This window comes from Candidatus Omnitrophota bacterium, from assembly GCA_040755155.1.
In the GTDB taxonomy this organism is placed as follows: domain Bacteria; phylum Hinthialibacterota; class Hinthialibacteria; order Hinthialibacterales; family Hinthialibacteraceae; genus JBFMBP01.
On sequence record JBFMBP010000098.1, the window covers coordinates 45,336 to 63,823 of the forward strand.

General features: G+C 51.6%; 19 protein-coding genes. 8 read left to right on the top strand and 11 right to left on the bottom strand.

The window, feature by feature from the left end; translation table 11 throughout:
- Positions 1–31: 31 nt before the first annotated feature.
- The 7 genes from AB1656_14725 to AB1656_14755 all read right to left on the bottom strand — a co-directional run bounded on the left by AB1656_14725 (position 32) and on the right by AB1656_14755 (position 5,749).
- Complete coding sequence (locus AB1656_14725) at positions 32–964, bottom strand: class I SAM-dependent methyltransferase (GenBank protein MEW6236636.1); 933 nt, start codon at positions 962–964, stop codon at positions 32–34.
- 1 nt (position 965) lies between these two features.
- The gene (locus tag AB1656_14730) at positions 966–1,325 is read right to left on the bottom strand and encodes a hypothetical protein (protein MEW6236637.1); all 360 of its coding nucleotides are present in this window, start codon (positions 1,323–1,325) and stop codon (positions 966–968) included.
- Positions 1,326–1,656: 331 nt separating this feature from the next.
- Positions 1,657–2,814 (bottom strand): IS481 family transposase, encoded by a 1,158-nt coding sequence (locus AB1656_14735; protein MEW6236638.1) that lies wholly within the window; start codon positions 2,812–2,814, stop codon positions 1,657–1,659.
- A gap of 120 nt (positions 2,815–2,934) precedes the next feature.
- On the bottom strand, positions 2,935–3,432 hold the full coding sequence (locus AB1656_14740) for a PspC domain-containing protein (GenBank protein ID MEW6236639.1): 498 nt from the start codon (positions 3,430–3,432) through the stop codon (positions 2,935–2,937).
- Between the two features lie 175 nt (positions 3,433–3,607).
- On the bottom strand, positions 3,608–4,474 hold the full coding sequence (locus AB1656_14745; protein MEW6236640.1) for a hypothetical protein: 867 nt from the start codon (positions 4,472–4,474) through the stop codon (positions 3,608–3,610).
- 27 nt (positions 4,475–4,501) lie between these two features.
- Positions 4,502–5,125, bottom strand: coding sequence for a hypothetical protein (locus AB1656_14750; GenBank protein MEW6236641.1), 624 nt, complete (start codon positions 5,123–5,125; stop codon positions 4,502–4,504).
- 51 nt (positions 5,126–5,176) lie between these two features.
- A complete protein-coding gene (locus tag AB1656_14755) occupies positions 5,177–5,749 on the bottom strand; it encodes a sigma-70 family RNA polymerase sigma factor (GenBank protein ID MEW6236642.1) in 573 nt (190 codons plus the stop codon).
- A gap of 807 nt (positions 5,750–6,556) precedes the next feature.
- Between AB1656_14755 and AB1656_14760 the strand changes: the two genes are divergently transcribed.
- The gene (locus tag AB1656_14760; protein ID MEW6236643.1) at positions 6,557–7,567 is read left to right on the top strand and encodes an NAD(P)H-dependent glycerol-3-phosphate dehydrogenase; all 1,011 of its coding nucleotides are present in this window, start codon (positions 6,557–6,559) and stop codon (positions 7,565–7,567) included.
- Positions 7,568–7,731: 164 nt separating this feature from the next.
- Here the strand turns inward: AB1656_14760 and AB1656_14765 are convergent, their stop codons facing one another.
- The 3 genes from AB1656_14765 to AB1656_14775 all read right to left on the bottom strand — a co-directional run bounded on the left by AB1656_14765 (position 7,732) and on the right by AB1656_14775 (position 9,237).
- Positions 7,732–8,457, bottom strand: a complete 726-nt coding sequence (locus tag AB1656_14765) for a class II aldolase/adducin family protein (GenBank protein MEW6236644.1) — start codon at positions 8,455–8,457, stop codon at positions 7,732–7,734.
- A gap of 67 nt (positions 8,458–8,524) precedes the next feature.
- The gene (locus AB1656_14770; protein ID MEW6236645.1) at positions 8,525–8,950 is read right to left on the bottom strand and encodes a hypothetical protein; all 426 of its coding nucleotides are present in this window, start codon (positions 8,948–8,950) and stop codon (positions 8,525–8,527) included.
- Between the two features lie 5 nt (positions 8,951–8,955).
- Entirely contained in the window at positions 8,956–9,237 is a 282-nt protein-coding gene (locus tag AB1656_14775; GenBank protein MEW6236646.1) for a hypothetical protein, read from the bottom strand.
- Positions 9,238–9,287: 50 nt separating this feature from the next.
- On the opposite strand from AB1656_14775, the gene AB1656_14780 reads away from it, so the two are divergent.
- The 3 genes from AB1656_14780 (at position 9,288) to AB1656_14790 (ending at position 11,747) form a co-directional block, all read left to right on the top strand.
- Positions 9,288–9,833 (top strand): CDP-alcohol phosphatidyltransferase family protein, encoded by a 546-nt coding sequence (locus AB1656_14780; protein ID MEW6236647.1) that lies wholly within the window; start codon positions 9,288–9,290, stop codon positions 9,831–9,833.
- Positions 9,834–9,856: 23 nt separating this feature from the next.
- A complete protein-coding gene (gene pgsA, locus AB1656_14785; protein ID MEW6236648.1) occupies positions 9,857–10,477 on the top strand; it encodes a CDP-diacylglycerol--glycerol-3-phosphate 3-phosphatidyltransferase in 621 nt (206 codons plus the stop codon).
- Between the two features lie 172 nt (positions 10,478–10,649).
- Positions 10,650–11,747: a GntR family transcriptional regulator gene (locus tag AB1656_14790; GenBank protein ID MEW6236649.1), complete on the top strand. Its 1,098-nt coding sequence runs from the start codon at positions 10,650–10,652 to the stop codon at positions 11,745–11,747.
- Positions 11,748–11,769: 22 nt separating this feature from the next.
- Here AB1656_14790 and thiL read toward each other — a convergent pair whose 3' ends face one another.
- Entirely contained in the window at positions 11,770–12,774 is a 1,005-nt protein-coding gene (gene thiL / locus AB1656_14795) for a thiamine-phosphate kinase (protein MEW6236650.1), read from the bottom strand.
- 186 nt (positions 12,775–12,960) lie between these two features.
- On the opposite strand from thiL, the gene AB1656_14800 reads away from it, so the two are divergent.
- The 4 genes from AB1656_14800 (at position 12,961) to AB1656_14815 (ending at position 18,135) form a co-directional block, all read left to right on the top strand.
- Positions 12,961–13,584: a hypothetical protein gene (locus AB1656_14800; GenBank protein MEW6236651.1), complete on the top strand. Its 624-nt coding sequence runs from the start codon at positions 12,961–12,963 to the stop codon at positions 13,582–13,584.
- A gap of 107 nt (positions 13,585–13,691) precedes the next feature.
- The gene (locus AB1656_14805; GenBank protein ID MEW6236652.1) at positions 13,692–15,338 is read left to right on the top strand and encodes a hypothetical protein; all 1,647 of its coding nucleotides are present in this window, start codon (positions 13,692–13,694) and stop codon (positions 15,336–15,338) included.
- A gap of 170 nt (positions 15,339–15,508) precedes the next feature.
- Positions 15,509–16,570, top strand: coding sequence for an extracellular solute-binding protein (locus AB1656_14810; GenBank protein ID MEW6236653.1), 1,062 nt, complete (start codon positions 15,509–15,511; stop codon positions 16,568–16,570).
- Positions 16,537–18,135 carry a hypothetical protein gene (locus AB1656_14815; GenBank protein MEW6236654.1) on the top strand — a complete coding sequence of 533 codons (1,599 nt, stop codon included), beginning with the start codon at positions 16,537–16,539 and terminating at the stop codon, positions 18,133–18,135. Before AB1656_14810 ends, AB1656_14815 begins: the two co-directional genes overlap by 34 nt.
- Positions 18,136–18,488: the final 353 nt, after the last annotated feature.

Consider the following 18,488-nt stretch of genomic DNA (forward strand, 5'->3'; position numbering starts at 1 on the left):
TTTTAAAAGGGCGCTTGAATTGATGCGCCCTTTATTTTTTGCGGGCGACGATTAAGGCGTGATCGTGCGGCAGGCCGCCATGAGCGAGAAGCAGGCGTTCGCATTCGATGGCCATGCGCACCATGATGGCGTGCTCGCGCTCGTTCTCTTCTTTAAAATTGCCCATGATGCCTTCGAAGAGAATGTGGAGGACGGTTCCGCCGTAATACTTGATTTCCAATACATCGAAACGTTTCTGGATGGCGGAGATGATGCGCGGCGAGCAGATCGCCTCGAAGGCTTGGTATTTCATCATCTCCTCGATTGTGGGGCGTTTGACGAGCGTCTTCCATTCGTCCGGGCGGTCGAGATAACGCCGCAATTCCTTGGGAAAGCAGGCCAGAAGGCGATTGGCGGCCTCTAACTGCGCGTCGCTCCATTGAAAGCGTTCGGGGCCGATAAATTCGTCGGCTATGAAATAGCCTCCCGGCTTCAGTTTCGCTTGCAGCTCGTCCAGGCATTTTTCCAATTGCTCGAAATGATGCAGCGACATGACGCCGAAGATGACGTCATAGCTGTTAGAGAGGGGGGCGTCTTCCAGGTAATTGGCATCGCCAACGAAATACCGCGCCCGTTCGCCGAAACCGCGCTCCTCCGCCAGCCGGCGCGCTTGTTCGATGGCTTGGGGGCTGATGTCGAACGCTTCCATGCGGCGCACGACGTCCCGTTGCAGAAAATGGCGCTCCGCATCGCCATGCCCGCATCCAGCGGTCAGCCCCAGTTCCGCAGGGCGGTGGAAATATTTTTCTTTGATATAATCCACCCAATCGACGTGCGGACGTCCGGAGACGCTTTGGCAGATATAACGGTAAATGAGGGGAGAATCGAACCAGGAAATGCGAACGCCGGTTTTGCTGCGTCCCCATAGTTCCCCTTCCCGCTCCACCAGTTTTCGATATTCCGCGCGGCGGCGATGGAAAAACACGTCAGTTCCCGCCTCCAACTTTTTCGCCGTGATCGAGAAGCATCTGTTCGTAGCGGTAGCATCGGGCTTTCAAATCGTTGAGCAAGGTTCGGGATTGCGCCAGATCGCTTTCGTTCTCTTTCAAGAGATGCTCCAGGTTGCCGATATGCTCGATGAATTTGGAAACGTCGTTCGTTTTTTGCTGCAAGAGCGCTTCCAATTGGCGGGCGTGCTTCGTGGCTTCGTTAACGAGATGTTCGAGATTTTGCGTATGTTTCAAAAGCCCGCGCCGATGCTCTTCCACATCGGCCAGGCGCAATTTTAATTCTTCCCATTCATGCGCGGAAATAGTTATGGTTTCTCGGTTGGGATCGTTCATCATAGTCGTTAGCATTTAGTCGGGGCGGCAAGGACAAAGTTGTTTTTGCCCTTGAATGATGCCGCAATAAATCAAGGGCAGAAAAAAGCTGTAAGTTATCAAGAGATGCTGAACAGGTAGTTATCAGGACATCCCTTACACTCAAGGATCAAGCGAAAACATGATACCTCCCAATTAAAACGATTATAATGGAGCTGAAAACTCTCTGTGCAGGAAGTGCGGGCTCCGGAGGCGTCCGTCCCGCGACGAAACGGTGCAGAGAGTTTTCTTGTCTGCCTACACCGGATCGGATCAAAACGCGTTCCCCCCTTTGGGGGGCGGAGGGGGGCTTGCCTCAGTCATTCACGGATTGATCGTCCAGAATCAGCGGAATACTTTTTCCCGCCGCCGGTTCAATTTCCCGGATATACAGGTTCCGATATCGGATCAAGAGCAATCCTTCCGCCTCTTCGACTTGAACCCGTTCTCCCGCCAGCGCCTCGCACACGAAGGCGTGACATCCTTTGTAGGTCAACCATCCGGAGGGGGTGATCCGAGTCACCGGCGCTCCCGGCGGATACTCCCATTCCGGCGGATGGGGATGGTACGGGCGGGGGCTAGGGGTATAGCGCTCGGCGGGCGTAACCATGCCCAGCGCTTCATGCGGACGTTCCTCATTGTACATCGTACGGAATTCCCGCAAAAACGTTCGCCAAGCCTCCAGCGAATCCGGAAGCCCTCGATGACGGACGGCCTCGTTCAAGGTGCGATGGAATCGTTCCACTTTGCCTTGCGTCTGCGGATGGCCAATCCGCCCGTGATAGAGACGGATGCCTTGCTGAATTAGAAAAACGCTTAATTTCGTCAAGCCGTGACCGTTGTTGACATTCCACCAGGGCGTCCCGTGATCCGATAAAATCGCTTCCGGCAATCCGTACCTTTCAAAGGTTTCGATCAAGCAGGGTTGCACTTCCTCGCGCGTTTGCCGGTCCAGTCCATGCGCCCCTACGAGAAATCGCGTTCGATCATCCAGGATCGACAGCGGGTAACAACGCCCCTTCGGAAGGGGATAGTCGCCTTTGAAATCCATCTGCCATAATTCGTTGGGCCTTTCCCGTTCGAACCGCTTGACGGCGGCGGCGCTACGCTCTTTCGCGGCGATCTTTTTATTCTGCTTGAGAATTCGGTGAATCGTAATCCACGGCAAATCGACGCCTTGTTTCACCAACTTGGGGCGAAGCTTCTTGGCTCCCTCCCCCCACTTCTCCCAGCATTTCACAACTTTTTCTTCAATTACTTCCGGCGTACGGTTCGGCGTATTATGCGGCCGTCGGGATTTCTTGTTGAGCTGCGTAAAACTCCCCGCTTCGTAAAAACGATCTTTCCATAAATATCCCGTTGTGCGGCTGATTCCGAATCGATGACAAAGTTCGCTGAAATTAACGCCTTCTTGGAATGATTGAGCGACAAATTGAATCCGTTTTTCCATAATATCCTCGACTTGCCAAGGCATCTCTCTTCTCCCCCTTTTTGGGATTTCTTTACCTTGGTATTGTAAACCATCTCCTGATAACTACCTGTCAAGGATGTTATGATAATGTACAAACAACCTTGCCCTTGGCGCCCTACAATTTCACTCCTCATGCTGCAAGATCAGCAGCAGGACGACGTAAGCGATAATTCCCGCTCCCCAAAAGATGCTGGCGAGGACGAAGCCTACGCGGATGATGCTGCTGTCGATTTCGAAATACTTCGCCAGGCCGCCGCAGATGCCCGCCACCATTTTGTCGTCTTTGACGCGGTAGAGTTTGCGGATATTCGGCATTGCTTCCGTCTCCGCCTCCGAACTCGTCTCGGCTTCGGCGGCTTCCAACTTGGGCGACGGTTCCGCCTCTTCTCCAGAAGAAAACCGATGCACGGCGTCGTAGACTTCATCGGTGAATTGCTGGTTGGCGGCTTTCTTCATCGATTCGACAAGCGCGGGATGAACGCCTTCCCTAAAGGAAATTACGTCCGCCGCCTCTTTGACGCGCTGGTAAGCCTGCCAGCATTTGTCCAATTCTCTGGCCAGCCGGTCGATTTCGGGTGTTTCTCGATTCAGGTTAGGGGGTAAATCCTTATTGAGAGCCATGAGATTTCATCTCCTTTTCCGGCATTTTTAGGCGATATCTTGCGCCTATTCCAATGAAATCCGTCGCGGTTAATTTTCCTTCTGCTTTAGGATGATGTTTGCTTTAAATTCTAAGGAATTCTTCAAAGGCAAAAACAACCTTACCCTTGCCACCCTGCCACCAGGAAGTAAAAAATTAAGACCTGTCCCGCCGCCGCCTTTCAACAAGGTCTTGCGCCATGAGCACGACGCCCGCCAGGATCAGAGCCGCCTGCCAGTAATCCGTGATGAAATCCCAGAGCGGGAAAATTCTCCAATTTTCGAAGAGAAAAATGACGCCCACGGCGGAAAAGGCGATGCCCAGAATGAATTGCCCCTGCTCATGGTCGCGGATGTAGTCCTTCAACAGCCGCAATCCCAACAGCAGCGGAATCAGCGGCCAGACGCGCTCCCAGGTGTACCAAGTGAAAAGTTGGATATCCATCTCATCCAAGACAGAGACGATGCCGATGGCCGCCAGGACGAAGCCAATGAAGAATTTTCCCGTCAAGCCTTTGGTTTTTTTGCGGGGAATCGCGGCGGCGGCGACGCTCGCCGTTCCGCCTCCCAGTTTCTCCTGCGCTTGCTGCCGAAGATTGTCTTGTTCCGTATTGGCGTTCATAGTTGCCTCCATAGCCGGTTGGGCCTGATTTTGCGGTTGAGGAGCGGGCGGCGTTGCCTTCTCGTTGATGGCGCGGGCGCTGACGATCGCGTCGGTGATGGCGTAGATATAAAGAATGGGGAATACCAGAATCGCCCAAAAAAAGGGCGATAACCGGAAGAAGAGATAATCTTCATGACGCCATCCGTTATCGAAGATGCCGCCGCCTAAAAAGAACGCGGCGGGATTGAAAATAAAAGGAACGCGGATGATGACCATCAGAACGAACGAACCGATTAGCATGAAGTAAATCAAAATTCCCTTAACGATCTGGTCGTTGTATACTTGCCCCGTACCGGGAAAAATGGCGGAAAGGACGCCAGCCAGCCAAGGTCTTTTATTGATGCGGCGCGGAGATTGCATGATTTTTCGCTCCGAGAATCTTCGGTCTTACGCCGAAAAAGTTTCATAGGCGGCATTCTTGTAAAGAGTACGAGCGTTGGATTCCTTTTCTGTCGCTTTTTCCTCATTTTTCGTCGCTTTTTCCAGACGGAAAGGCTTAGGCGTCCACTCGTTGGCGATGGAAGAGAGCCGGTCGGCGATGATTTCCCCCTTCAGGAGAAGGTAATCGGCCGCCTGGTTCGCTTTGGCCACGTAAGGATCGATCTTGCCCGCTTCTACTTGCGGCGAAATAAAGACGCTCCAGACGATGACGAACGCCGCGATGGAGACGGCCAAGGCTTCCCGCCGCAGCACATTGGGAACGGTCAGGGCGGATAAATAACGCGCCGCTGTTTTTATAACGCTAGCCAACGCGCCGAAGCCGGGAATCAACCAGACCAAGCTGCGTTGCGCTTCGCGCTTTGCGATGAACGCCATCACATCGTCAACCAAAGCGCTGGGAGGCGGGGGCAGTTCTATTTCATTCAAGGCGATTTCGATTTCTCCCAGGAGCGCTATAACGTTCCGGTTCTCTTCGCCGTCGAAAAGAAACTCATCTCCGTCGAAGCAATGGCCGCCCATATTCTCCGCAGATTCGTTCTTTTTCTTTTCCGGTTCTTGGCGATAGTTCATGATCGTTCCTCGGCGATGATATATTCCCTTCCAGCGATGTTTCTCAATCCGTTAAATCGTCAACTCTTTTTGCAGCGGACTCAGCAACTCCGCCAGTTTGCTTCTCGCCCGATGAATCTGGGTAGTCACCGTACCCAGGGGCATAGCCAGCGTATCGGCGATCTCTTCGTAGCTCAAGTTATCGAAATGCCGCAGCGTCAGAATCATGCGGTATTTCTCCGGCAGCCGCTGCAACGCTTGCAGGACGGCGGTTTGTCGTTCTTTCTTCATCCAGCGCTCGCGCGGATTTTCCGATTCGTCCGGCGCGTCGATTTCCTGGTTATCCTCCGCCGTCATCGAAACTGTAAAAGCGCGTTTTTTCTTGCGTTGATCCAGGAGGTAATTCACGGCGATGCGGCGGATCCACGCTCCAAACGGTTGTTCCATATCGAACTTTTCCAATCCGCGATAAGCGCGGTAAAAGACTTCCTGGACGGCGTCCTGAGCGCTCTCGGCGTTGCGGGTCATACCATAAGCAATGCGATAAACAACGCCGTTATAGTTCTCCACCAACGCGCGAAACGATTCGCGGTCGCCAGCCAGCACGCGCTGAATATAGGTTGCCTCTTCCGCCTGATCGCACATGTTCCCGGCGCCGTTTATTTCGTTTCGCAGGCGCAATAATATCTTACGAATATTTCATTTAATTATTTCACTCTATTTTATACTCTTTCTTCCCCGCCAATGTCCTATGACGCGCGTTCCCGCTTCCATATGGCGATATCTTGTTTATAGTTGTTAAGTCATATTATGCGCTATGGGAAATTAAAGGTATCTCTTACTCTCGACGTTTGAATCACGAAAACACGAAAGGAAAAAAGAAAAATACGAAAAAAAGATAAGAAAAAAGGTTAACGCAAGGAATCGCGTTATGTGAAAGTTTTTACCATGAAATCCAAAAGAATCCGCGATATCCGCGATTCGAATATTTCGTGGAATTCGAGTTATTTCGCGTCATTGCGATTCAAAAAACGCAACAGAAATAAATTCCAATCGCCGCTCTGGGACGGTTCCTCCAACGTGCAGGCGGGACGCATGCGCACTAGGCTGAGCAACATGAGTAATTATTAACTCAAGTTACGCGCAAGGGAAATAAAAGGAATCTCTTGATCTCGTCGTTTGAATCACGAAAACGCGAAATGAAAAAAGAAAAACACGAAAAGAAAAACGTTTGACGCAAGGAATAATGCTGCGAGAAAGATTTTTCCGTGGAATCCAATAGAATCCGCGATATCCGTGATTCAAAAATTTCGTGGAATTCGAGTTATTTCGCGTCTTCGCGATTCGATACGGCTAATCGCGATAGGCTCATCCTACCTTCTATTGTGCGTAACTTGAGTTATTAAATGAATATTATCTTGCTAAGAACGAATAGAAAGCGCGTTTACCAATATGAAAATCGGAATTTACGGATCGGGATCGTGGGGGACGGCGCTGGCGATGACGCTGGCGGCGAAAGGACGCGAAATCTACCTTTGGTCCAACGACGCCAAGGAAGCGGAGAAAATCCGCCATACCCGCCGCCTGCCGCATAAGCTGCCGGATATCGTCGTTCCGGATTCGATCGCCGTAACGGACGACGATGGCCCTTTCATAGAAGAAGCGGAGATGCTGGCGATCGCCGTTCCATCCAAATTCCTCAAATCTTTCGCGCAACAACACGCCCAACGCATCGCAGGCCAATCCAAACTTGTCGTCAGCGCCACCAAAGGGCTGGAATCGGGAACCTTGGCCACGATGAGCGAAATTCTGGAAGAAGTTTGGAAAGACCGCCCCATTCAGGGCGTCGTCGCCCTATCCGGTCCCAGCCATGCGGAAGAAGTAGCGCGGGGTTTGCCGACGGCTGTTGTAGCCGCGCACTCCGAGGAGAGCCTAGCCAAAGAAGCGCAAAAAATCTTTCAAACTTCCCACTTCCGAGTCTATACCAACCGCGACCGCAAGGGCGTCGAGATTGGAGCGGCTTTGAAAAACATCATCGCCATCGCCGTAGGCATTTCCGATGGATTGGGTTTCGGCGACAACGCGCGAGCGGCGTTAATCTCGCGCGGGCTTTACGAAATGAGCCTGGCGGCGAGAGAGATGGGCGCCCAGCCGGAAACGTTTTCGGGATTATCGGGCTTGGGCGATCTCGTCGTAACCTGCACCAGCCGCCATAGCCGCAATCGCAAGTTCGGCGAGTTGACCGCCAAAGGCTACAGCGTGGAAGACGCAGAAGAGGAAATCGGCATGGTAGTGGAGGGCTTGAGTACGGTAAAGGCGATTCCGGACATCAAGAAGAAGTTCAACGTTGAACTGCCTATCTCGGAAGAAGTTTTTAAAATCGTCTACGAGAACGCCAATCCCAAACGCGCCGTGGAACGTTTGATGTTAAGGGAATTGAAATCGGAAAGACTGCCCCGGTAAACGAATCACGCCACCCTGCATAGATATTGTTTTTTTTTATCCCTCTCCCAAGATTGGGAGAGGTTAGGTGAGGGTTGATATTATTAGACTTATTGATCCCTCACCCTGACCCTCTCCCAGAGGGCGAGGGAATTCATAAGCAATAATCCTAACGCAGACTGGTATTACATTTTTCGCACATCCGGAACGGAGCCGGTCTGCGCGGGAAGATTCGTTTGCCGGACGTTGCATCCCGTAAAAGGCGAATTCAGGCCGAAGCGGTCGCGCAATCCTTCCAACGCCTGCACTTGTTCGGGAGAAAAAAGGTTGACTTTGCCTAATTGGATGGCGACGAGAAGGATTTTGGCGAAATGCTCCATCGTCTCCATGCGGTAATACGCCTGCATGAGATCGCTTCCCCAAGAAAGGGCGCCGTGATTGGCCAATAGCAGGGCGCTATTGCCTGCGATATAAGGTTCGATGGCTTGCGGAATCTCGTCCGTCGAAGGCAAACCGTAGGGAGTAAGGGGAATTTGACCAACTAAGGCGACCACTTCCGGCAGTACGCATTGATCCAGCGACAATCCTGCTACGGCGAAACCGGTAGCTGTAGGAGGGTGCGCATGGCAAACCGCCTTAACGTCGGAACGCTTGCCGTAAACGAAGAGGTGCATTTTGATTTCGGAGGAAGGATTCAAGGGACCGCCGGACCGCTTGCGGCCTTGGCTGTCTACGACGATTAAGTCGGATACTTCCAAAAATCCCTTGCTGACGCCGGTCGGAGTGCACACGATTTCATCTTCGGAAATTTTACAGGAAATATTCCCGTCGTTGGCCGCCACCCATTCCTTCGACCACATTCTGCGTCCGATTTCAACGATTTGATTTTTGGCTTCGTATACGTTCGTCATGGAGAATCCGCCGGTTATTGGAATTGTCTATGTTGAGTTTACCGCCCTGGAAAACGGCGTCAATCCGTCAGTTCCCCGAAGCCGAAGCGGCGGAGGCTTCCGGGGACGCCGCATTCTGCCCGGCGGATGAAACTTCTGGAGGGACGGAGGACGCTTCCGCCGTCGGAGCAGAGGCTTCGACGGGAGGAGCAGAGGCTTCCGGGGGATAGGCGAACGGCAACTCCGGCAATTTTTCGCCGTCGTTCAACATTTCCGAGAATGTTTTGTTGCCGCCCTCCGTTCTGGGAACCAACAAATTCTCCCAGTCGGGTAGAATACCCAATTGATAAAACTCTTTTTTGGGAAATGGCCCCATTGTCCGTTGAGGAAAGGGACCGCCGATGCTGCGGATGAAGAGATGGCTAATCAGCCAAATCGAAAGAAGAATCGAAACGCTGTTGCAGATCGTCGTAATTTTTGAAAAAAAGTGTTTTATGGAAGATTGGTCGATCATAGTTATTAGACAAAAACGAAGATAGTGGAATTAAGTAACGATGCGGATATCGTTTTCATTAGAGAAAAGGCGAATTCATCCTGCTCTTCAAACCATATCGCTCCAAAAATCAACGATAACCGAATAGGAAGGATGACGGGAATCGAGTAGAAAATCAAGGCGTTGAGGGGAGAATTTCCGGCGGGGTTCCAAGAACGGCTTGTCGGAGTATAGTACGGCTCAGGAAAAAGTAATCCGGCGCCCGTTTCGACGATCGATACGGAGGGAAAGAATCGAAAGGATTCCATTTTTCCCATTTTCAAAAACCAATAAGCATAGAAACGAGGCGTATCGTCTCATGGTGAAATTGAACCTGCCCAATGGACTTTCGATGACCCGCCTGTTGATGGTTCCCTGTTTTTTTCTTTTTACTTATTATTGGTTAAAAGGCGAAAATTGGATGTTATGGCCGGCGAGAGCGATATTGCTGCTCATCGTGGCCAGCGATTTTTTCGACGGATATTTGGCGCGAGTGCGGGGCGAGGTGACGCAATTGGGGGGAATTCTCGATCCCCTGGCGGATAAATTATTCGTAACGGCCTCCTTTGTCTTGCTGGCCGTATTCGATAAAATCCACGATTGGCTGGCTATTACCGTCGTAACGAAAGACATCCTTGTCAGCATAGGTTGGTGCGTATTCGCCGTTCTATTCGATAAAGTAGACGTGGAACCATCCAATCTTGGAAAAACAGCCACCGCCTTGCAGTTTTTTACGGTATTCGCAGTAGTTATACTGCCATCATCGTTTCCCATCGTTGTTTTGGAGTATTTGACGGCGGCGGGGACGATAATGGCGTTGGTTCATTACGCTTATCTCGCATCGCGGAATCCTTCGCTACGGTAAAACGGCTGGGAGAGAATCCGATCATGTTTATAAAATTCCTTCAATCGCAATCGACGCTGCCGAATCTATTGACATCCAGCCGATTGGTTCTAAGCCCTTTGCTGGCTATTCTCTTTCTCTTCGATCAGGAGATTCCTTGGGCGCGCTATTGGGCGTTAGCCATCGTTGTACTTTCGGAACTTACGGATCTTTTCGACGGTTATATGGCGCGCAAGCATGGGCAGGTAACCGATTTCGGCAAAATTCTCGATCCCATGGCGGACAGCATTTACCGGGACACGATTTTTTTGAGTCTGGCCGTCGTGCACCAGGTATCCCTTTTTCTTGTACTGCCGATTTTGTATCGAGATTCCATCATCTCCACGCTGCGCACTGTTTGCGCCTACAAAGGCATTGTGTTGGCGGCCAGAAAAAGCGGAAAGATGAAAGCCATTTGTCAAGCAACGATCATAATTATTATTTTAATATTGCGCATTGCCGCTCTTCATTTTCCCGTCATCGATAACTGGTTGTATCTGATCGCCAACTCCCTGATGGGCCTTGCTTGCGCCGTTACGTTATACTCCGCTTTCGATTACCTAAGCAACCTAATACCCGTTATTATGAAGGTAACAGAAGAAAAACCGCTATCTCAATTCGATTGATTTATACCATAAAATATCGAAAAATATCGAAACCGCATAGGCGTTCACCCGCGGGCATCACGGCATTTATGAGATAATCGTTAAAAAAAACGATCTCTAGGCTTTCCTGCAATCCATTTTCTTTGTATAAGTAGTACATCTATATATAAAACTGATTCATTAGGTAATTTCCATGTCGGACTTGTTTGAGCGTTTACCGAAATACGTCCAGATCAAAGAATCTATCCGTAACGAAATCGAGAACGGCGTACTGAACGAAGGACAACAACTGCCATCCGAATCGGCGCTGATCGATCGTTTCGGCGCGAGCAAAATGACGGTGATCCGCGCCTTGCAGGAACTGGTGCAGGAGGGTTATTTGCGCCGCGTCCAGGGAAAAGGAACGTATGTTCTTCGTCCATCGAAAAACGCGCCCTTGATCGGCGTCCTCGTACCGGGAACGGATCAGGGCATCTTCCCCGTCATTTTGCACAGCATCGAGGAACGCGCCCACATTCTGGGATACGAAGTGTTTTTATGCAGCACCGACGACGATGCGGCGAAAGTAGAAACCTTCGCCGAGCGCCTTATCGCCCGCAAGGCGGCGGGCGTCATCGCCGCTCCATTGGAGCGCGTAGCCGATACTTCGTGCAATCTCCGTTGGTACGGCATGTTTCGCGAAGCGCAGATTCCCGTAATCCTTGTGGATCGGGGCATTAAAAATCTGGAAAACGTTCCCATCGTGCAAACCAATAATAAAGAAGCGATGGCCAATCTCACTCGCGAAGTCATGAAACGGGGACACCGGCGCATCCTGATGGTCCGATGGGAGGAAATCCAGAGCACTTCGACGGACGAGCGCGTCGCTGGTTTCATGGAATCCGCCGTAAAAAGCGGCGAAAAAGCGGAACTGGCCAAGGTAGTAAGCGTCAGCGGCGAAAAACCTTTTTCCAAAAGTTTGGAAGATTTCGAAACGATTCTCTGCGAATACGAACCGACGGCGTTGATGTGCCTGAACGATCAAATCGCCATTCACGTTTTCAGCCTTTTGAAAAACGTCGGCGCCAGTTTAGGAGCGGAAGTCTCTATCACCGGCTTCGACGATCTGCCCTTCTCGGAAGCGATCGGATTGACAACCGTCCATCAACCGTTGGAACAAGAAGGCGTTGAGGCAGTGAATCTTTTGCATCAGATGATCCGAGGCAAGAAAGTCGAATCCAAAACCATCAATTCCAACGTCGTGATTCGCTCTTCCCTGCTGACGGTCGCAAAGCCGGTCAATGGAGTTTGATCGATCCGGATTTACTGCTCAATCATTCGCGGAAATGATCGAAGCCGATTGGAATGCCCTGCGGAAAGCCTGCTATTTCTATTCCATTCTCCCGCGCCGCCGCTTCGCCGATTTCCCGCAAGGGGCAATCGAGAGTCCATTCCTGCGTAAGTTTTTCCGCATCCGATGCAGATAGCGTAAAGAGCAGTTCGTAATCTTCCCCGCCTTTCCAGACGTATTCCGCCGCCCGATCTCCCGCAAAGCGGCGCAAAGACTCGGAACAAGGCAGCCGCGCAGCGTCGATTTTCGCGCCAACGCCGCTGGCCGCGCACAGCTTGGGCAGATCGCGGGCAAGGCCGTCGCTGATGTCGGTCATGCTATGGGGAAGAATCCGCTGGGCGATAGCGAGAGCTTCTTTAATTCTCGGAGTTGGACGAAGAAAGCGCCGAACCAATTCCGATTCCGTTTCGTTTTCCGGAATGGTTTTACCATGCAATAAAATCTCTAGTCCTGCAGCGGCGTCGCCGGGAAAGCCGGTAACGAAAATGCGGTCTCCCGGCTGCGCGCCGGAGAGAGCGATAGGTCGGGGGGTGGTTTGCGTTCCCCATGCGGCGATGGAGAGAAATCGGACAGTCGAGCGAACGGTATCGCCGCCGATCAATTCGAAATCCCATTCCTCGCGCAAGCGTGCAAGAGCGCGGTAAAAATCTTCTACCCAAGCCGTTTCCACGTCGGGCGGCAAACCCAAAACGATGAGATAGAAGGCGGGCCGGGCGCATTTGGCGGCCAGATCGCTCAAGTTGGAAGCCAATGCCTTATGGGCTAAGTCGCCGGGCGATGTCCATTCCTGGCGAAAGTGGACGCCTTCCACCATAGCGTCCGTGGTAACAACGAGGGGAGCGGAGGGAGGAAAAACGGTCGCCGCATCATCTCCCAAACCGACGGAGACGGCGCTGGAGGATGGTCCAAGAATCTGCTCGATCCGTTGAATCAATCCAAACTCGCCGATATCGCTAAGGATTTCCGATTTTCCCTGCGATCCGTTCATGAAGCCTTCCTTCCGCTCGCCGGATATCGAGGAAGCCGGGCTGGCTACCCGTTTCGCATAAAATAAACGCCATACCGTTAAAATTTTAAAAAATTATCGTTATAATGAATAGAGTATAATACTTATAGTAGATTTCAGGCCATATAGTGAGGGCGAAATTTAAAAAGAGGAAGGGAGCAATCAACAATGATTCATCTGCGTTTTTCGTTCACGAAAGGATTTATCGTCTTCTCTGTTTTGATGCTGTCGTGCGTCTTCGCGCCGCGTTCGATGGCGCAGGAAGCAGCCGCCGCCGAGGAAGGTCCTCTCGCCATCCATTTGTATCTCTTCACGATGGACAAAGCAGACATGACGGCGATGCTGAAGGACGGATTAAGCGGCAAGGAACTGGATCAGTTGCAAAAAGAGCGTTTCGAAGCGGGTTGTCTCTTTAAGGAAAAAGAAGCGAAACAGATAAAAAAGGGCGAGAATAAGGTCGATATTCCTATGGAAATCGTCAAGGCGATGCCGGAGGATTCTTCCTCGAAAATCATCGTCTTCTTTTACGCAATAAATCGAACGGGCGAAGCGGCCAAACAAGAAATGACTCTATCCCGGAACTCTTACATCGTTACGGAAACGGACGGCGTGCAAAAGAAACTAGCCCCAAAAGAAGGAACCTGGCGTTTGCCCGCCCAATCGAAGCCTTTCCGCATTATGGATTTCCGCAACGCCGCCCGGTTCTTTAAAGGCTTATTCACCTACGAAATCGCCATACAGGGCGGAGAAGCGGCGGATAAATACGTTATTCAATTGAACGTCGTCGAATAGGATGGACCGGAACCGCCGCCGGAAGCGGGATAAAAGGATTTGTTGACAGGCGCGGAAAGGGCGGGATACAATCCCTTTCAATACGGTTTTTGCATAGGGGGCTTACTATGACTCGCATAGAGGCTTATCGGGATTTGCAGAAAAAAGTGCGCCGCGCTCACCGGCGGCATTGCTATCATTCCCTTTATTCATCCTTGGTTCAAGCGTTGTTTTACGCTTTGATCGGCGCTTGTTTGGCGGCGGCGGTTTTGGCGCTGCTTCCCAAAGAGATCGACCGTTTGCCTATCGCTTTGGCCATTGCGGCTTTATGTTTGCCCGCCGCCCTCTACCTTTATTACCGGCGGCGCGGAAACGTAATGCAAACGGCGCTATTGGCCGATCGTCATTTGCGTTTGAAGGAAAAAATTTCTTCCGCCCTCGAATTGGGGACGGATGCAGGACGTTTTCCCGGCGATGCCGACTGGCATGACGCCTTGTTATTCGACGCGTTGGGGGAAGCGCATCGGTTGGATCTGAAAAAAGCGTTTCCCTGGAAAAATCCCCGCGAGTTCCATTGGCTATGGGCGCCGCTGTTGGGATTGATTCTCACCGTCTTCGTCCTGCCTCAATGGGATTTTATCACCGGCGGCGGCAAGGCGCAGGCGAAGGCGATGGATAAACAAGAGATCGAAAAGGAGTTGCAAAATCTCTTCAATCGCCAATTGGTGCTGGAAAAACGGGCGAAAGAAAAAGAGATGAAGAACGTCGCCGAAATCGCCAAGGAGATCAAGGAACTGGAGACGGATCTCCTGAAAGGCAAAATCGAAAAACGAGACGCCCTGGCCAAACTCTCTTCGCTGCAGGAAGAATGGGAAAAACAACGCGAGGAGTTGAAGGAAAATCAACCTTCTCTCAATCCCGCCGCGCCCATGCAGCAAAAACTAACGAGCGAATTGGCTAAAGACCTGGAAAGCAGCGAATACGAAAAGGCGGCGCAAAAACTCCAGGAATTGCAGAAAAAAATGAAAATGGGAGCGATGAACGAAGGGGAGAGCGACCGGTTATCCAACGAATTGAATCAGTTGGCGGCCAACCTCAGCGCCGATTCTCCGCTGGCGAAAGCGTTGAAAAACGCAGCGGCAAAGATGAAGGCGGGCGATCAAAAATCTTCCCTGCAATCGCTGCAACTGGCGGAAGCCGATTTAAAGGACTTGCAGGATGCATTGGAGCAGATGCAGCTGCTGGATCAGGCGTTGGCCGATCTTAAGAATTCCAAATTCGCATTGGCGGGCAAATTCGGGAAATGTTCGCCCAATATTTGTAATGCCAGCGGCTGCGGCTTATGCGCCGGTTGCAACGGCGCCGGATGCAGCATGTGCAATGGGACTGGCTTGGGCGGCGTTCAAGGCAAAGGCGGCTGGAAAGCAGGTCCCACGGACAAAATGGGCAATAGCGGAATGAGAGGAGCGGGGATAGGACGCGGAGGACAAGCGCCTTTCCAGGATACGGATACCGGCTTCCAGCAGGCGATGGCGAAAAGCCCCTTCAATCCTGGGCCGATTTTGGGAACGATCTCCGTCGATGGCGAATCGTTAAACAACCAATCCACGGTTCTGGTCAACGAAGCGCTATTCGAATACAAGCAAGCGGCGGAAGACGCGCTTACCAAGGAGAAAATTCCCATCCCCTATCAATTTCAGGTGCGGGCCTATTTCAATACGCTTCACGCCGAAGACCTGGAACGGCCGGCGGCGCCTTCCGGCGAGAGCGGATGATATGCGTTCGCCGTTTTAGATAATCTGCAATATTATGACGGAACCGCAAAAAATCAATTTCTTGTGGTGCGGGCTTCCAGATTCGTAGGGTGGGCTCAAAGCGAAGCGTAGCCCACCAGTATGATCTTATTAATTTTGCCAAAGTATTTCAATTGAAGGAGACCATGCTTTTGAAGGTTAGAAATATTCATTTCTTCGCAGGTATTGGAATGTGCGCGGCGTTATTCATTGCTCTCCAAGGCTGCGGCGGCTCCGATAAGTCTGAAGAAACAACGACTCCGAAAAAATCTAGTTCCTCCATCACCGTCTACACTTCCGTTGACCGCGATTACGCCGAGCCGATTATCGAGGGCTTCAAACAAGTTCATCCCGAAATAACCGTTAACGCTAAGTACGATGCGGAACTGACGAAGACAACCGGCCTCTATACCCTCATTCTCAACGAAAAAAGCAATCCCCAAGCGGACGTATTTTGGAATTCCGAAATCGTCCGCACCATTCAACTGAAGCAGCAAGGCGTCTTGCAGCCTTATCAATCCCCTTCCGCACAGGAGATTCCTGATCGATTCAAGGATAAGGAAGGGTATTGGACGGGATTTTCCGCCCGGGCGCGGGTGATGATTATTAACAATAATCTCGTGCCGGAGACGGAAACGCCCAGCGCGGTTCCTTCGCTAATCGATGCGAAATACATCGGCAAAACCGCAATGGCGATTCCCATGTTCGGCACGACGTGCGATCACATGGCGGCGCTCTATACCATTATGGGCGAAGGGCGCTTTGGCGTTCTCATGATGAAAATGAAGGGGAACCAGGTCAAATTGCTGCAAGGCAACGCGATGGTTCGGGACGAAGCGGCGGCGGGAACTATTGCCTATGGTTTGACGGATACCGACGACGTGATTCCTCTTCTCGAACAAAGCCAGCCGGTGCGTATGGCGTTCCTGGATCAGGACGGCGCGGGTACGCTGCTCATCCCCAATACCGTATCTCTTATCAAAGACGCGCCTAATACGGAAGGCGGGAAGATTTTTATCGATTACCTGCTTTCCCCTGAAGTGGAAGCGCGGCTGGCGGAAAGCCGCGCCCGGCAAATTCCCTTGCGAGCATCGGTCCCGCGCCAGCCGGTTGTTCCCGATCTCGCCAAGATCAAGGTTATGGATGTCGATTACGAAGTCCTCGCCAAGAACGTGGAACCGTGCCTGGAATTTCTGCGAAAAGTATTCAATTGATTCGGCGGACGGAAGAGGCGCCGCGAATTCTCTTTCTAATAGCGCTTTTTCTCCCCATCGCCGTTTTGTTTTGGAATGTATTGACCGGCGAAGCGGAGGCGCCTACGCCTTGGAGCGAGTTGTTCGATCGATACGCCTTCCATCGCATGGGCCAATCGCTGGCGGTGGGGGCGTTTAGCGTCCTCTTCTCTTTGTTTCTCGCCTTACCCATTTATTTTTCCTGGCTATGCCTATCGACGCAATGCCGCCGTTGGACAGTCGCTTTCTCCTTGCTGCCCTTATCGTTCCCGCCGTTCGGCGCCGCATCGGGTTGGATGACGCTGGCGGCGCTGTGGGAACAAACCAGCCGCGGACGCATCGTATGGGGCGTTCAGGGAATAGCGTCACAATGGCTCTATAGTCCACTCGGCGCGGGGTGGATTTTGGGATTATGCTTCTGGCCGATCATATTTTTGCTGATGGCGACGATTTCTGAGCCGTCGCAGGCGCGCATCGACGCTTCCGTATTGATGATGAGACCGTGGACGCGGTTTCGCAAAGTGATTCTTCCCGCCTGGAAAGAACCGGCGGTTATCGCCGGGGCGTTGGTTTTTTGTTTGGGAACGATTCAATTCGAAGTTCCCTCGCTGCTGCAAATTAGCGTCTATCCTCTAGAAATTTTTATCCGTTATTCCGCTTTAATGAATGAACGCGACGCCTTGCTTCTCAGTCTACCCTATTTATTAGTATTACCATTTCTGGGGTGGCTGGCTGTTCGCGCCGGAGAGAAATTTTCCACTGGATTAGGAGAAGCGCATATCGGGCCGGTATCGCCGTTGATCCGCTGGGGCGCCTTCGGCGCGGCGATTCTAATTCTGGCGTTGTCCTGCTTGGTTCCGGCGGCGGGTTTGTGGACGCGTTGCGCTTCGCTTAGCGTAACTTTGAATGCAATAATAGAGCAAAGCGAGCAAGCGCTCCGCAGCCTTGCCTATGGCGGCGCCGGGGGCGCGGTCATCGTCGGATTGGGGATATGGTTCACGGCCAGCCGCTATCGGGGGCAAAGCTGGACGATTCCTGCTGGATTGTTGTTTCTCTTCACGCTTCCCAGCGTATTGATCGCGGGCGGATGGCTGCAAATCCGTTCGCTCTGGCCGGGAAGAATCCCAACTGGCGCAGCTCTTTTCTCTTTGTTATGCGCTTATGTCAGCCATTATTTCATCATTGGATATGGCGCGGGAATCTTGCTATGGCGGCGATTCGGCGAACGCCAAAGAGAAATGGGCGCACTGTTGAAGACAGGATTTTTAACGCGCCTGCGCAGACTTTATCTGCCCAGTTTCCTTGTACCAGCGATTCCGGCGATGGCGGCGGCGGCGCTGTTTCTTTGGGGAGATATCTCCATAACGATTCTGCTTTCTCCGCCGGGGGGCGAAACGCTGGCGGTGGAATACTACAACTTACTGCACTACGGCAACGATCCCCGAACCGCTGCTACTGGTTTATTATTGTTGTTGGCGCCTGCGACAATATTGCTGCTGGCGTTCGCCGTTTGGAGACTGATCTATGGAATGATGAATGATGAATGATGAAAAAGCAGGATGGAGCGCGTATTTTAATCCATCGTAATTACTGGAGGAGTAGTTGATGGGTCAAACGGCGTGACCCATCCTACAACTTTAAACAAAGAAGCGAAAATAATTTGATTATAGATACTCATGTTACTCGCAGTAAAAAGAAGAAGAGGTTTATTATTATCGCCGTTTTGAATCGCGAAGGCGCGAAATAAAAGAGAAAAACACGAAAAAAAGGAAAAACAATTGGCGAAAGGAATCGCGCCGTGAAAAGGTTTTTTCTGTGGAATCCAAAAGAATCCGTGATATCTGTGATTCGAAAATTTCGTGGAATTCGCGCCCTTTCGTGGTTTCGTGATTCAATAACG